The sequence below is a fragment of the Acinetobacter variabilis genome, from assembly GCF_000369625.1.
GTDB lineage: Bacteria > Pseudomonadota > Gammaproteobacteria > Pseudomonadales > Moraxellaceae > Acinetobacter > Acinetobacter variabilis.
The window spans coordinates 692296-708318 of record NZ_KB850113.1 but is presented as its reverse complement, the minus strand read 5'-3'; the positions used below and the strand labels follow the sequence as shown (position 1 = coordinate 708318).

At 43.6% G+C, this 16023-nt stretch carries 13 protein-coding genes and 2 pseudogenes; 4 read left to right on the top strand and 11 right to left on the bottom strand.

Annotated elements, in window-relative coordinates; translation table 11 throughout:
- Positions 1 to 290: 290 nt before the first annotated feature.
- From mutS to F897_RS09050, 4 genes are all read left to right on the top strand, one after another.
- Positions 291 to 2915: a DNA mismatch repair protein MutS gene (mutS, locus tag F897_RS09065; RefSeq protein ID WP_005235238.1), complete on the top strand. Its 2625-nt coding sequence runs from the start codon at positions 291 to 293 to the stop codon at positions 2913 to 2915.
- Between the two features lie 204 nt (positions 2916 to 3119).
- Positions 3120 to 3443, top strand: coding sequence for a ferredoxin FdxA (gene fdxA, locus F897_RS09060; protein ID WP_004786212.1), 324 nt, complete (start codon positions 3120 to 3122; stop codon positions 3441 to 3443).
- Between the two features lie 141 nt (positions 3444 to 3584).
- Positions 3585 to 4298: a D-Ala-D-Ala carboxypeptidase family metallohydrolase gene (locus F897_RS09055; protein ID WP_005235236.1), complete on the top strand. Its 714-nt coding sequence runs from the start codon at positions 3585 to 3587 to the stop codon at positions 4296 to 4298.
- Positions 4299 to 4430: 132 nt separating this feature from the next.
- The gene (locus F897_RS09050) at positions 4431 to 5096 is read left to right on the top strand and encodes an O-methyltransferase (protein ID WP_005235235.1); all 666 of its coding nucleotides are present in this window, start codon (positions 4431 to 4433) and stop codon (positions 5094 to 5096) included.
- A 170-nt stretch (positions 5097 to 5266) separates the two neighbouring features.
- On the opposite strand, the gene F897_RS09045 is transcribed toward F897_RS09050, so the two are convergent.
- The 11 genes and pseudogenes from F897_RS09045 to F897_RS08995 form a co-directional block, all read right to left on the bottom strand.
- Positions 5267 to 6109, bottom strand: coding sequence for a universal stress protein (locus tag F897_RS09045; protein WP_005235230.1), 843 nt, complete (start codon positions 6107 to 6109; stop codon positions 5267 to 5269).
- Positions 6110 to 6295: 186 nt separating this feature from the next.
- Positions 6296 to 6913: a DapH/DapD/GlmU-related protein gene (locus F897_RS09040; protein ID WP_005235228.1), complete on the bottom strand. Its 618-nt coding sequence runs from the start codon at positions 6911 to 6913 to the stop codon at positions 6296 to 6298.
- A complete protein-coding gene (locus tag F897_RS09035; RefSeq protein WP_005235225.1) occupies positions 6906 to 7505 on the bottom strand; it encodes an IMPACT family protein in 600 nt (199 codons plus the stop codon). The genes F897_RS09040 and F897_RS09035 overlap by 8 nt, the downstream gene beginning before the upstream one ends.
- Before the next feature lie 114 nt (positions 7506 to 7619).
- Positions 7620 to 8807, bottom strand: a complete 1188-nt coding sequence (locus F897_RS09030; RefSeq protein WP_005235224.1) for a beta-barrel domain-containing protein — start codon at positions 8805 to 8807, stop codon at positions 7620 to 7622.
- Positions 8804 to 10942, bottom strand: a pseudogene (locus tag F897_RS09025) (type I secretion system permease/ATPase). The gene F897_RS09030 and the pseudogene F897_RS09025 overlap by 4 nt, the downstream one beginning before the upstream one ends.
- Positions 10939 to 12412, bottom strand: a pseudogene (locus F897_RS09020) (TolC family protein). Before F897_RS09020 ends, F897_RS09025 begins: the two co-directional pseudogenes overlap by 4 nt.
- A 209-nt stretch (positions 12413 to 12621) precedes the next feature.
- Positions 12622 to 13365 (bottom strand): LPS export ABC transporter ATP-binding protein, encoded by a 744-nt coding sequence (gene lptB, locus F897_RS09015; protein WP_005235214.1) that lies wholly within the window; start codon positions 13363 to 13365, stop codon positions 12622 to 12624.
- Positions 13365 to 13931, bottom strand: coding sequence for a lipopolysaccharide transport periplasmic protein LptA (lptA, locus tag F897_RS09010; RefSeq protein WP_004786229.1), 567 nt, complete (start codon positions 13929 to 13931; stop codon positions 13365 to 13367). The genes lptB and lptA overlap by 1 nt, the downstream gene beginning before the upstream one ends.
- Positions 13915 to 14463 (bottom strand): LPS export ABC transporter periplasmic protein LptC, encoded by a 549-nt coding sequence (lptC, locus tag F897_RS09005; protein WP_005235213.1) that lies wholly within the window; start codon positions 14461 to 14463, stop codon positions 13915 to 13917. Before lptC ends, lptA begins: the two co-directional genes overlap by 17 nt.
- Before the next feature lie 33 nt (positions 14464 to 14496).
- On the bottom strand, positions 14497 to 15036 hold the full coding sequence (locus tag F897_RS09000; RefSeq protein ID WP_005235208.1) for a KdsC family phosphatase: 540 nt from the start codon (positions 15034 to 15036) through the stop codon (positions 14497 to 14499).
- A gap of 3 nt (positions 15037 to 15039) precedes the next feature.
- Positions 15040 to 16017: a KpsF/GutQ family sugar-phosphate isomerase gene (locus tag F897_RS08995; RefSeq protein ID WP_005235203.1), complete on the bottom strand. Its 978-nt coding sequence runs from the start codon at positions 16015 to 16017 to the stop codon at positions 15040 to 15042.
- Between the last annotated feature and the right edge of the window lie 6 nt (positions 16018 to 16023).

Here is a 16023-nt window from a genome sequence, read left to right as displayed (position 1 = left end):
TTTTGATGAAAGACATAAAAAAAGCTGCCAATCGGTGGCTTTTTTTATGGGCAACCCATGTATCAATACCCTTTTATGCTTTATATCGACTAAGTCCGTCTAAATACAGATTCCTGAGGATTTATATTTCTTTCTAAAAATTAAATTTGTTAGACTTGAGGCAATTACTTTTGACATTCAAACCGGTCTTTACAGGATTTTTAGCTTAGGCTATTTTCCAGGTTTTCCGAGGATAGTGTTTCGGAAAAAGATTCAGGTTTTGCTTTATATATTTAAAGGATTTTTTCTTAATGACCAGTTCAGAACTTGTGGCTGATCTCTCTAGCTTAACGCCCATGATGCAGCAATACATGTCGGTCAAAATGCAGCATCCACACTCATTGATGTTTTATCGGATGGGTGATTTCTATGAACTGTTCTTTGAAGATGCCCATAAGGCAGCCAAAATTTTAGGCATTACCCTGACCCATCGCGGTAAAGCCAATGGCCAGCCAATTCCGATGGCCGGTGTACCTTTCCATGCTGCTGAAGGCTATCTGGCTCGTCTGGTGAAAAAAGGCGAAACGGTGGTGATCTGCGAGCAGATCGGTGAAGTGACTGGTAAAGGCCCAGTTGAACGTGGTGTCGTCCGAATCATTACTCCTGGAACCTTAACCGATGATGCCTTATTAGGTGCTCATCAAACCTCCAACCTGGTTGCTCTGTGTGTTCACCAGCAACAAATCGGAATTGCACTTCTTGACCTGAGTGCCGGTTTATTTAAAGTCCAGCAAATCGATTATGACTTAAGTCAGTTAGCCATTGAGTTGGCACGCCTGATGCCTAGCGAAATTGTGATTGATGAAAATCTGCAAGATCAGGCACTGGTAGAACACTTAAAACAACAGCTAGATGTTCCGATCAGCAAACGCCCGAATGTTGACTTCAACCAGAACAATGCTCAGAAGACATTATGCGACCAGTTTGCAGTGAGCACACTTTCAGGTTTCGGAATTGATCATCTGCCTTTGGCCAAAGCTGCTGCGGCTGCATTAATTCACTATGCCAAAGAAACTCAAAAAACAGCTTTACCGCATATCCGAACCATTCAACTGGAACAAAGTTCAGACTTTATTGCACTGGATCCAGTCACCCGTCGTAATCTTGAGCTAATTGAGCCTTTATTTGAGCATGGCACTTCATTGTTCCAGCTGATCAATGACTGTCAGACCGCTATGGGTGGCCGTCTGCTTAGCCGCACCCTGATGCAACCGCTTCGTGATACTGCGATTCTGGATGAGCGACTGGATGCCACACAGGTATTGCTTGAAGGTTTCCATGAATCGCCAGTCCGTCTGGTCTTAAAAGAAATCAGTGATATTGAACGTGTACTCAGCCGTATCGCTTTAGGCAGTGCGCGTCCACGCGATCTGGTTCAATTACGTCAGGCCTGTGCACAGATTCCATTTTTACGCCATGCATTACAACCACTGTTAAGTCAGCAGAATTCGAAATTATTACAGCAGCTGAATCAAGAACTGGGCGATTTTCATGGTCTGCATCAGCGCCTGATGTCCGCTATCGTTGAAAATCCACCGGTACTGCTACGTGATGGCAATGTCATTGCAGAAGGTTTCGATACCGAGCTGGATGAGCTGCGTAAAATCCGTGATCATGCTGGACAGTTCCTGATTGATCTGGAAATTAAGGAACGGGAGCAAAGCGGCATTCCTACCCTGAAAATCGGCTATAACCGTATCAGTGGTTATTATATCGAACTTACACGTGCACAAGCTGAACAGGCACCTGAACATTATATCCGTCGTCAGACACTGAAAAATGCCGAGCGTTATATCACGCCTGAACTAAAAGCTTTTGAAGATAAAGTGCTGTCTAGCGAATCCCGTGCGCTTGCTCGTGAAAAAATGCTGTTCGAAATATTGCTGGATGAACTGCGTCAGGATATTGGTAATCTACAGATGATGAGCAGTGCGATTGCCCAGATCGATCTGTTGGCAAACTTTGCGCATCAAGCACGTTTACGCAATTGGGCACGACCAAAATTCAGCCCTGAAATTGGTGTGAAAATCGTTGCCGGCCGTCATCCAGTGGTGGAAGCTTTAAGCAAGACTGCATTTACTCCGAATGATACCCAGCTGGATTATCAGCACCGTATGGCCATTATTACCGGTCCAAATATGGGTGGTAAATCCACCTTTATGCGCCAGACTGCCCTAATTGCCCTGCTGGCTTATTGCGGTAGTTATGTGCCAGCGCAATCGACAACACTGGGTCCAATTGACCGAATCTTTACCCGGATTGGCTCTGCAGATGATTTGTCGACTGGCAAATCAACCTTTATGGTGGAAATGACGGAAACTTCGCAAATTCTGCATCATGCTACCAGTCAATCTCTGGTTCTGATGGATGAAGTGGGTCGTGGAACCAGTACCTATGACGGACTATCACTCGCTTGGGCTTGTGTGCTGGATCTGACTAAACGGATTCAATGTCTATGTCTGTTCGCAACACATTATTTTGAGCTGACCGAACTGGATAAAGAATCAGGCATTGATAACTACCATGTCACAGCCAAAGAACTAAATGGCAACCTGATTCTACTGCATAAAGTCCAACATGGTCCAGCTAGTCAGAGTCATGGTTTACAAGTGGCTAAACTGGCAGGTATTCCTGCGGCTGTAATTAAAGAAGCTCAACATCGTTTGAAGATTCTGGAAAAGCAGCATCAGGCCAAACCGCAAAGTCCACAGCATGATCTGTTCGCGATGCCTGAAATCATTGAAAAAGTCATCGAGATTGAAAAGCCTTCAGCAGCGCTTGAATTATTAGAAGACCTTGATGTCGACAATTTGAGTCCACGTGAAGCATTACAGCAACTTTATGCTCTTAAAGATCTCATGAAACAGCCAAGTTAAAATCACTCCTAAGCCCTATCCTGCATAGGGCTTAGCTGATGATGATTCTCATTCCCTGAGCCTTTCCTCAAATCATCGCAGTTTTTTCAAATTTAACAGCCCTATATATAACAAATATCAATAAAAGGAATTGTTTGTTCCCTCTATTTTTGCCTAAAATACGGTATTCGTCATTAGAACCATATTTTTTAGGTAGCTGTCGCCATGACCTTCGTTGTCACTGAAAATTGTATTAAATGTAAATATCAAGACTGTGTTGAAGTTTGCCCTGTAGACTGTTTCTATGAAGGTCCTAACTTCCTTGTGATTAACCCGGACGAGTGTATCGACTGCGCGTTATGTGAGCCTGAATGTCCTGCGAATGCAATTTTCTCTGAAGATGAGTTACCGGAAGGCCAAGAAGTTTTTATCGAGCTAAATGCTGAACTGTCTCAAAAATGGCCGAACATCACCCAAATTGGTGAGCAACCTGCTGACCGTGAAGAGTGGAATGGTAAAACTGATAAATTACAATATCTTGAAAAATAACTTTTCAAATCTTAAAAAAAGACCAGCACAGACTGGTCTTTTTTTATACCCCATCCACACATTTCATTGCAATTTATCCTGATTTTCTCCGTAAAAGTGGACTAAAATAGCGCTATTTTATAAATATCCGAATTGCTATCAATGAAGCATTTAATAAAGGGGTTATTGAGTGTTTGTATAATCCCGCTTGTCTTTGTAGGATGTGCTACCACCACAAAACAGTCTGGTAAGGTAACTCCAGATAAAAGGATTTACATCCCAGAAGAACGAGTCCAGTACAATCATAAACTACAGCCTAAACCGGTTCCTTATGTCTATACTCACTGGGTATCGGCACTGAATAACCTGTCTCTTGTACGTGAATATGAAAACTTTTTGGCCCAGCAAGGAGTCGGGAATATTATTCCAAGCTTTGAGCTGATGCGTACTGCACGGGATTGGGCTAAATGTGGTCGATCGCAATACATGATTCCAAGCCGTGAGCTCTGGTCAAATCAGGTGCCGACCTTACGTGTCTTTAAATATCTGGTTGCAGCCAATGTGCTGACTGATTTTGAAGTCACTTCGGTTTATCGTGACCTGCCTTTAAATCAGTGTGCCGGTGGAGCCAATTCTTCACGTCACCTGTTTAACTCGGCAATTGATTTCCGGATCGGACCTGAGTACCCACAGGCTCAGGATTATGCAGCAATTGAAAATACCAAGTTCAAACTGTGCCAATTCTGGTTACAACATGGACAAAGCCTGAATATGGGGCTCGGTTTATATGCCTCTGGCCAAATCCATATTGATACTCAAGGTTATCGTACTTGGGGTCCGGATTTAAGCCGTCGCTCATCAATGTGTAATTACTAAGTCATTCCATTTCCTATACAAAGCCAACTTTTGGCTTTGTATAGCCGAAAAAACCAGCGAATATAGAACAATAAATTGCGCTGTGCCCGGAAAAGTTTAAAATGCACGCATCACAATAGAGGTGCGAGTACTATGCAACAAATGTGGACAGATATTGACCGCTACATTGATTCACATTTAATTCCTGAAGATCCTATCCTGAATCAGACTCTTGAAAATACTGCTGCACATGGTTTTCCAGATCATCTGGCTGTTGCGTCAAATCAGGGAATGCTGCTGCAAATGCTGATCCAAATGAATAAGTGCAAACGTGTACTGGAACTGGGAACCTTTGCTGCATATAGCACCATGTGGCTGGCTCGTGCCCTACCTGAAGACAGTTATATTCTGACCATTGAAGGCCGTGACACGCATGCTGCCATGGGACAGGAAAATATTGATCGTGCACAGTTAAAACAGAAAATTGAGCTGAAATGTGGCCGGGCTGCAGATGTGCTTCGTGCCCTGCCTGAAGATACTGAAGCCTTTGACTTTATTTTTATTGATGCTGATAAGCAAAGCTATCCAGAATATCTAGAGCTAAGCTTAAACCTTTCTCACTCCGGTACCATCATTTTCTTGGACAATGTGATTCGTGCCGGTGATATCATCAATCCGGACAATAAAAAACCAAGTATTGAAGGCATTCGTGACATGTTTAAAGCGCTGGAAAATCATCCACGTATCTTGTCTTGTACTGCTTTACAGACCGTCGGTAGCAAAGGCCATGATGGTTTTGCACTCGCAATTGTTAAATAAAACGACTAGAACAAAAATCAGCCAGTAAAGTATTCCTGATAAATAACATCATCTTACAGAATGTAACCACATAGTTATCCACAATATATGAGGATAACTCTGGTTATTTTTAATTCAAGCTGTAACAATTTATCAAAAAATACATCTCTGCCGCTTTTGTTATCCTCTTTTTACTTTGCTACCAATAATGGCACTTTAGAATTGCGGAAAATCGTTGTCGCAATACTGCCCAAGAAGAACTGGTGGATCTTGCTGTGACTGAATGCCCCCAAGACAATTAACTGAATCCCATGTTCCTGCTGATAAGACAGGATATTTTCAGCCACTTCTCCATAGCGGTATTCTGGAACGACCTCTAGTCCTGCTTCTGTCAAATATTGCAGAGGCTCATTCAGGATTTCCACATGATCCCCGATATAAAGCAGATGACATTGTAATTGTCTTAATAAATCACTTTCTGCAATACGTTTCATCATCTTCATACAGGTTGGTGAATATTCATAAGCAAAGATAAAACGTGTCGGTGGTCTGAAGTGTTCCCCTACAGTCATCACTGTACAGTTAGCACCACGGATAAAGTTTTCTACATTGGTGCCGATTGGCTTGTTTTTCTCGGCAGAACGTTCACCGAGTAATCCAATGACTGCAATATCATCAGGTTTTAGAATCTGAAAGCTTTGTTCCAGAAAATCGCCCTTTTCCTGAATATGCGTGGTGCAGATGCCATAATCTTTAAAGATACGGTCCGAAATGTGCTGGAGCAGATTATTACTATAGCTGAGTGCGATTTCACTTTGCTTCTGTTCCAGCTCAGCCAGCTCTTTAAGCAACATGGCATTGCTTTCAAAGCCAATCACACCGCTAATTTCCCCAAGATGATAACTGGCCGGGTAATAATCCAGAACCTGTAATAAAACCAGTTCACGACCGGTTTGTTTGGCAATCCATGCAGCCGCATCTGCAAGCGCGTTCGTGCATGGTGAGGAGTCTATGCAGGCAATGACACGTTTCATGTTCAGCCTCTCTTTTATAATAAAATTTCTTAGTTATTTTTAAATTAGCACAAGCATTAGTAAATGTGCACTGAAATCTGTAAGGCTTGAATTGAAATATGTTAACTTTTATGTGATGTGATAAGACCTTTACCTAATATTAAGCGCTTGATATAAATCCTTTTTCCAAGCACCTTTTTTACTATTTTAATCCCGATATCGAATCAATTTTGCCGGATTTCCGGCGACAATTGCACGCGCTTCAATATCCTTCGTGACCATGCTATTCATGCCTATAATTGCCTGATCGGCAATTCTCACCCCATCTTTTATGCCGACGTGGGCACCTAGCCAAACATCCCGACCAATCTCAATTCCTTTAGACCTGACCGGTTGCTGATAAATTGGCTGCTCCAGTTCCATCCCATGATCAAAAGCATAAAGATGACAATAAGCTGCGATGCGTACCTGATCATGCAGTTTAATCCCTACCCGACCGCCATCCAGAATACAGTGATGATTGATGGCGACTTCGTTACCGATCTCCAGAGGGCCATGTAGCGTACAATCTGCCGCAATAAAGGTATTGTCCCCGATAATAATTTTACGCCCCGGTTCAGCGAAGATATGCGCCAACGGCGAAATAAAACAGTTTTCACCAATCTCGACTGTTTCCATCTCCATTAGATAGGTCTGATATTCTTTCTGCCAAGCTTCAGCCCAACCACGATTCTTCGGTTTTAAGGACCAATATAGCCAAGGCATATAGTTCAGACGATGTTTATGCTGCTCGCGATATTTCAGTAATGGATCTTGTTCAGTCATCCGTGGCTTCTTCTATGATTTTTAATTGTTCACGACCGCGAGTGACATCCTGAATTTTTAAAGCAAAAGGTTCAATCTGATGTTTCTGGAATTGTGCCTGAACCTGTACGCCTTCAGCCGTATATTCTTCCTGATAATCAATCTGCTGCTGATTCAGCTCATACTGAAAAATGGCCCATTCATTAAACTGGCAGACAAATTCGACTTTTTTCTTTTCAATCAGTTCAATTTTTTCAGCTAATAACAAACATTGTCCAGCACAGCCCCCATAGGCACGTACCAGTCCGCCAGTCCCTAGTTTAATACCGCCATACCAGCGATTCACCAGTACCAGTACATTGGTTAGCTCATTGCCTTCAATAGTCGCGAGGATCGGCCTGCCGGCTGTACCCGATGGCTCACCATCATCATTAAAGCGTACATGATGACCGATTTTCCAGGCCCAGCATTGATGAGTGGTGGTCGGATCACGGTAGGCCTCCAGAAAATCCTTCACATCCTGCTCATTTTCTACAGGTGTGACAAAGGCCTGAAATCGGCTTTTTTTTATATCTTCCTCAAAACTGACAAGGCTGGCAATGGTAAATGGCATAACTTCAGGCGTTCAAATTTCACCTATGCAGTATACCTGTTTTGATGGGGCAAAGAAAAAGCCTCTCTATACGAGAGGCTTGATTCGATTTAATTTTATTGATTACATTTAAATTTAACGTTCACGCAATGCTTCTTTAGCCTTGTTGAATGGCTTGATCAGATAGTCCATTACTGTTTTTGCGCCGGTACGAATATCGACGGAGGCCACCATACCGGGTGTGATATTAAACTCCTGCCCGGCGGCGTTTCTCAATTTGTCACTATCGGTACGGATATACACCCGATAATAGAACTGATCCTGTTTGACTTCATCTCGCAAGGTATCTGGCGAAATCACGGTCACTTTGCCTTTTAGACCGCCATAAATCGAGTAATCATAGGCCGTAATCTTAACCAGTGCTTCCTGATCAGGTCGGATAAAAGCAATATCACGTGGTGAAATTCGGGCTTCAACCAGTAATTTTTCATCCAGAGGCACGATGGTCATCAGCTTGCCATTTTGCGGAACCACGCCACCCAAAGTCATGACATCAACTTCTTTGACCACGCCCCGGACTGGGGATTTAAAAATGGTCCGGTTCAAGGTATCTGACTTGCCGCGTACCACCTGTTGCTGGGTTTCCACATCAGTATTGGCTTTGGACAGTTCTTCCCGTGCTTTCACATAATATTGGTTGCGAATATCATTCATCTGGTTACGCAGGTCATTGGCTTCACGCTTCAACCGTAAAACTTCAACTTCACTGGCTGCGCCTTTGGCCACCAATGGCGCGGTCATTTCCAGTTCCTGTTGTACCAGCACCAATGCCTGTTGCAAGCCGGCAAGAGATTCTTCCAGATTGGCACGACGTGACTGATACAATGCGGTTTCTTCTTTGACCAGTTTTGGATATTTCAATACTTCTTCGGGGAAAGATAACGGCGCGCCACTCACTTCTGCACGTAAACGGGCGGAAGTCGCACGTGAGGCGATCAGCAAGGATTCTGATTCACCGACATTAGACTCAAATCGGGTGGGGTCGAGCTGTGCCAATACTTGACCACGCTCTACAATCTCACCTTCTTTGACATTTAACTTGGTTAGAATGCCACCCTCCAGAGACTGAATCACCTGTTCTTTGGAAGATGGAATGACTTTACCTGTACCGGTCGAAACCTCTTCCAGTTTAAATAACCAGGCCCACGTCAGCAGTATTAACAAACCAATGCCCACAATCCAGATAATCAGACTGGATTTAGGTAATGGCGGTTCCTGGAAGCTTACTTTGTTTGAACGCGTTAATGTCTGTGGTTCACTCATGCGCTTGCTCCCACGACCCGTTTAGTTCCTACCTGTGACTGATTTAATATTTGATCTCGTGGACCATCCATGACAATTTTGCCATCATTGACCACAAGAATACGGTCAACTAACTCCAGTACGGCGCGACGATGCGTTGCTACTATCAGCGTACGATGGGTTAAATACCCTTTAAGATGATCAATCAACTGTTTTTCTGACACATCATCAATGGCAGCGGTCGGTTCATCCAGTAGCAAAATCTTTGGTTGACGAATCAACAACCGCGCTAATAACAAGGCTTGGCGCTGTCCACCAGAAAAGCCGACACCACCCTCTAAAATGATATGATCCAGCCCTTCTTTTTTCTCCTGTACAAATCCCAGTGCACCGGTAATTTATAAGGCTTCCAGAATTTGCTGATCGGTGGCCAAAGGTGCACCCAAAGTCAGGTTTTCACGGATACTGCCATAAAAGAGTTGTGAATTCTGATTGAGCAGGCCCATATCACGCCGCACATCTGACGGGTCAATCAGGGTTAGATCAATCCCATCCAGCTTGACCTTGCCCTGTAGCGGTGTCTGCATCCCAGACAAGAGCTGCAATAAGGTCGATTTTCCTGCACCATTACGGCCCAGAATCGCAATTTTCTCCCCGGGCTTGATTTCCAGCCTAGGAATCATCAAACTCGGTTTGGGATCATCATCACCATATTTGAACACCACACCACTCAGGTCATAATGCCCATCCAGTGCCGGACGATGAATCAGGTGCGAATAATCTGGCTGGTCCACCGGTTTTTTCATCAATTCATCCAGACCGCCTTTAGCAACTTTGGCTTGTTGTAAACGCCCTAAGACACCGTTGATTTGTGAAATAGGTGCCAGCATCCGTGATGACAAAATTGAACAGGCAACTAAAGCACCTGTGGTCATCTCACCATCCATCACTGCAAATGCACCCACCAAGACCACAATGGCAAAGGTTAAACCCTGAATTTTTTGAGTCCATGTGGTCATCAATCCAACAATTTTACGTTGTTGCATGCTGACATCAGCAGAGACTTCATTCACGTGATTCCATTGGTTCTGGAAGCGGGTTTCAGCTCTTAACAGCTTGATATCTTCAATACCCTGTACGGCTTCAACTAATAAGGTATTACGGATTGCGGACTCACGCATTCCCAACTGTGCCAGCTTGGCCAGTTTTTTCTGTGCCAGAATCCCAGGAAGAATCATGAGTGGTGCTACCAGTAGCATGACCCAGAACAGGTTACCGCCAATAATCCAGAAGATTCCCAGGAACAGGAAGAAGAACGGCAGATCTGCAATTGCCGTCACGGTAGTGGAAGTGACCAGTTCACCCACACCTTCAAGTTCACGAATCTGTGAAATAAACGTTCCGGTCGATTTGGAACGCTCACTGTTTTTAATTCTTAAGGAATGCCCAAATACCCGGTCAGATATTTTCAGGTCAGCCCGTTTACCAATAATGTCGGAGAGATAAATACGGGATACCCGCAATACAAACTCGAAAATGGCCGCAATCAGTACACAACCGGCCAGCACCCATAAAGTGGGAATCGATTGTGAAGGAATGACACGGTCATAAACGTTTATCGAGAAAACAATAGTTGCCAAAGCCAAAATATTGGCGATTAAAGAGGCAAACATCACATCGATATAGCGTTTCCAGTCTTTCAAAACAATTGACCAGAACCAGTTTTTCTCAAAGGGCTTGATGTATTCGTCGACACGCGCATCCCGCACAGAAGACTCTGGTCGCAGGATATAAACATGCTCCGCACCTGTTTCTAACTGCTCAATCGTAAAACTTTGCGATAAACCAGCATTTCCACTCAGTTGTACACTGACATTGCCTTGTGTGTCGATACGTTCAATAACACCAACATCTCCGCTATCAAATTCAACCAGTAAGGGCAAACGCCAGGGATTCAGCAAACTGCTATCGAATTTATTTTTACGGACATTTAATCCCATCTGACGGTTGACAATTTTGAGCATTTCATCAATGTCATGATGCTGGTTCCAGTCCAGTTGCAGACGAATCCGCTCCTCAGATGGTTCGATCCGATAATGCTTGGCAATGTTCAAAACTGCCTGAAGCCACGGCTGATAATTTATTGTAGTACTCATGGCTGGACTTCAAACCCCTGAATAGAAATACGGTTAAGCGCGTAAATATCCCGTGTACGACCTGTCACCTGAATGTATTGCACAATCGCCGAATAGATGTCATAGCGTGCCGATTCAAATTCCTGTGCTGCGCTGTGAATAAGCCTGTTCTGCGTTTAATAAATCCACTACAGTCCGTGTGCCCAATTTATATTGTTCTTGATATAGCTCTTTGGTTCGTACCGTGGTTTCACGGCGCTGAGCCAGGACATCCATTTGTTTTTGTTTATTTTCAATCTATTCCCGGATTAAGCGAACCTGATCCAGTACATCCAGATAGACAGTATTGACCTGTGCGCGTGCAGCTTCTTCGGCATAACTGGCAGCACGTGCCTGAGACCGAACAGCTCCCCCCTGATAAAAATTACTGCTGGCTTCAATCATGATTGAATTATAAAAGCCATCATCTTCATTATTATTCGGATTTCGACCATTAACCGCCTGACTTAAGCTACCTTTCAGATTAATAGTCGGATAACGGCTTAAAAGTACCTGATCTTTTTGCAATCGGGCTACATCTACTCCTGAATGTGCCAAGATCATGCTTGGAATCTGGGTAAATTCATGATCCTGATAAAGATCAGCCTGGTTTACGATACGATCTGGAATTTCCCATTGAATTGCAGAGAAATCAAATCCCAATAAAGTTCTGAGACGTTGCTGATATTGTCTTAACTGGGTCTGTTGCACGATCAGGTTAGATTGTGCAGCTTCCAGATTAGACTGCGCCTAAACCGGATCAGCCTATGTGCTAATTCCGGCGCGGTCACGTAAATTGGCAATTTCTGCAATTCGTGCAATGCCCTGAATCTGCTGTTCGGCAATCTTGGTAATTTCCTGATAGCGTTTGACATGGACAATAGCATCCGCTACTTCCAGTGCAACCTGATCCAGACTCACTAATGCTCTTGCCTGGTCTTCTGCCAGTCTCGCCTCTTCAACACTGACATTGGTTTTAATCTTGCCAAAGTCATATAGCATCTGGGTAGCATTCAGAGAGGCTACCTGACGTCCACGTTCACCTGAGGTCAAATCTCCATTACCTACACCGCCAGATAACTGCGGTTAATAGGCTGCTTTGGCCACATTAATATTGGCTGCCTGTGCAGATAAAGACGAAATACTTTGGGCAATTTCCGGACGACGCTGAACTGCTGTATGAACCGCCTCAATTAGACTCATTTTTGCAGGAATATCAGCATTTATAGGCCGAATTGAAGATTGTCCCTGCTGCGGTCGAGTAATCTGCGGCAGTTCAGCCACCTTTGAGCTATCCAGTGAGTACTGACTGAGTGAGCTAATATCAATCGTTTGCGCAGATCGCGTTGGCTCTGGTGCAATCAGTTTTCCTAATCCACTTTTAATATTATTAAAATAATTCTGTGAATTTTCTGCATGTACGAATGGCACAGATAAAGGTAAAAGAAAAATGATCTATATTCCCTTATTTTTATCTATTATCCCCTGAACATTTTTTAAGTGCTGCACCCTAAATTGCATAATAATGAATGTTTCGTGTTTTAGCCTAAAAATATATCAAATCATACAAAAAGATAGCTTTTTCGTCTTAATTTAAGTAAAAAAACCCACATTTGACGACTAAAGTCTTAATGCGGGTTTTTTCTGATAATGAAAATTTTCTATACAGTAAAGTCATCACCCAGATAAACTTTACGTACCATTTCATTGGCCAAAATTTCTTGTGCCGTGCCTTCAGCAATGACTGAACCTTCGCTGACAATATAGGCATGTTCACAGATGGCCAAAGTTTCACGAACGTTGTGATCGGTAATCAATACACCAATTCCACGATCTTTCAGCGTGGTAATAATATCTTTAATATCACCTACGGAAATCGGGTCAACCCCGGCAAAAGGTTCATCCAGTAACATGAATTTTGGGTCGGCCGCCAAAGCACGGGCAATTTCAGCACGACGACGTTCACCACCCGACACGCTCATACCCAATGAATCTTTAATATGGGTAATTTTAAAGTCTGCCAGTAATTCGGCTAAACGTTGTTGACGCTGGGCTTTGCTTAAATCCTTACGGGTTTCCAGAATCGCCATAATATTTTCAGAAATGGTTAGTTTTCTAAAAATAGAAGCTTCCTGAGGTAAATAGCCAATCCCTTTACGCGCACGTTCATGCATCGCCAAGTCCGACAAATCCAGATCATCCAGATGGATTTCACCCTTGTCCATACGCACCAGACCCACCACCATATAGAAACTGGTGGTTTTACCTGCACCATTAGGCCCTAAAAGCCCAACAATTTGCCCACTTTCCATACTGAAGGAAACGTCCTTGACTACCCAGCGTTTACTATAATTTTTCGCCAGATGCTTGATGGCTAAAGTTTGAACCTGATGCGTCTGTGCCATTAATCACGTGCTCCCGGAAAGGATTTCGAAGATGAAGGCGGAATCACGATTTGTACACGACCTGCTGCTGAACCGGTTTTATTTGGTGTACCTGTTGCTTCAATATCGCCTTTATTCATGCTGTATTTCAGCGTATTACCACGGATACTAGCGCCATCTTGCTGCAAGTAGGCATTTCCAGACAGGGTAATAATCCCGGTTTCCGCATTATAGACAATTTTCTGTGCCTGACCTTTGGCCAAACCTTTGGCAGGATCAACTTTCTGCTGAAATTGAGCCGGGCTACCTGTTGCCGTAATCAGGCTGATCTGTTTTTTATTATTCAGATTCGCCACAATTGAATTGGCTTGCAATTTCATGGTGCCCTGTTCAATGATGACATTACCCGAATAAGTGGTGACTCCGGTACGCTCATTAAAAGTCGCACGGTCAGCTAATAAGGTAATTGGTTGGTTACGGTCAGATGGCAATGCAAACGCAGTGGCTGAACCCAATGCAACCAAACTTAACAACGCGGCGCGCTTAAGGAAAGTGTTCATCATTTTAGCTCTAGGAATTTGGTTCATACTTTCCTCGAATATTAAAGAATTCGTATTGACCATCATTAAGATTGGCTTTTAGGCCCTGACTGATAAATTCAGCCTGTGGAGATTCAACAATGACGGTTTTATCGGTTTCAATTTCACGTATTTTCGGAAAAGCCGTTAGCTCCTCGGTGTGGAACTGCATTTTTCCATTTTGCATGATCTTGGTCGCCAGCACTTCTTGAGAAAGTACAACTTTTGTATTGTCATCATAACCGTTGCCCTGTTTGGCAAAAAATGTCGCATCAACCTGACCGTCTTTATAGGTCGTTGCCTGCAGATTTTTGAGACTCGAAGTCTCTAGCTGCAGGTTTTGTTCAAGCTGGTCGACCTGGGCACGTACAGACAACATGCCCTTTTCATCAGTTTGGGTTAAGTTAATATTATTTGCAGAATAAGTCATGCTACGTGCAGAATCAGTCTGCAACTTATTGCCCTTACCGCTGTAATAGTAATAACCACCACTTATTGCGGCAATGATAATAGCCGTAAGATATAAAACTCTAGTGTCCATAAGCGGTGTACTTAATCCAGGATGTATGACTTATTAATAAGGCGCACGAGTATATTTTTCAAGTAACTCTTGGTACTTACCTTTGGACATCAGTAACATGTCACAAATTTCGCGTACCGCACCACGACCACCATAGGCCTGCGTTACCAGATCAGCACGACGACGTACTTCAACATGCCCGTTTGGAACAGTCACTTTCATGCCTGCAATCGCGAAGGCAGACAGATCAGGCCAGTCATCACCCATGTATAAACAGTCTTCAGGATCGATATTGAGCTGATTACAAGCTTCACGTAAAGCAGTCCCTTTATCTTCACGGCCCTGATAAACCAGATCTACACCTAAATCCGACATACGTTTCTGTACGATATTGCTTTGACGTCCAGTGATAATGATTACTTTGATTCCGGCTTGCTGTACCAGTTTCATGCCCAGACCATCACGGATATCAAAAGATTTGATTTCATCGCCCGTATTGGTCAATGTGACAAAACCGTCGCTTAAAATACCATCTACATCAAGTACCAGTGCCTTAATATGACGTGCCTGCTCTAATAATACATAAGATGCCATTTATTAATTTACCCCAGCCTGAATCAGGTCATGCATACTAATTACACCAATGACTTTATTGGCATCATTAACCACAACAAATTGATTAATTTTACGTTCGTTCATTTTTTCCAGTGCAACGACAGCACGCGCTTCCTGAGAAATCGTCAGCGGATTTTTGGTCATCACTTCCTGAATCGGTAAATTGACATCAAAACCTTGCTGTTTGTCGATCAGGCGGCGCAAGTCACCATCAGTGAAAATACCCAGCAGAACATCATTTTGATCCACAATTGTGGTTAAACCTAGGCGTTTATTTGAAATCTCGTATAAAACTTGATTCATCGGTGTATCTGGTGACACTTTTGGCAATTCCGAACCTGTATGCATGAGATGTTTTACATGCAGCAATAAACGTTTACCCAAGGCACCCGCTGGATGTGATAGTGCAAAATCATCAGCAGTAAAACCACGTGCATCCAGAAGAGCGACAGCCAGTGCATCACCCAGCGCTAAAGTTGCCGTTGTACTCGAAGTCGGTGCCAGACCAAGCGGACAGGCCTCTTGAAGATGACCCAAAGTTAAAGCCACATCAGCATTTTGTGGCATTGGACCTTTGGCATCACCGCTAATAGTAATTAAAGGAATTTCCAGACGCTTGATCAAAGGCATCAGCATCATGATTTCATCGCTTTTGCCTGAGTTTGAAATGGCAATCAGTACATCACCCGGTACTAGCATTCCAAGATCACCATGCCCTGCCTCGCCCGGGTGCATGAAGAATGAAGGCGTACCCGTAGAGGCAAAAGTTGCCGCCATCTTACGGCCAATATGCCCGGATTTCCCCATCCCGGTAATCACCAGACGACCTTTGCACTGCAAGATAATTTCACATGCCTGACTAAAACGCTCATCGATCTGCGTGGCTAAAATCTGTAATGCTTGTTCTTCGATACGCAAGGTTTCAAGTGCAACTTTCTGGAAGTCTATTTGATTTGGCATATTTGG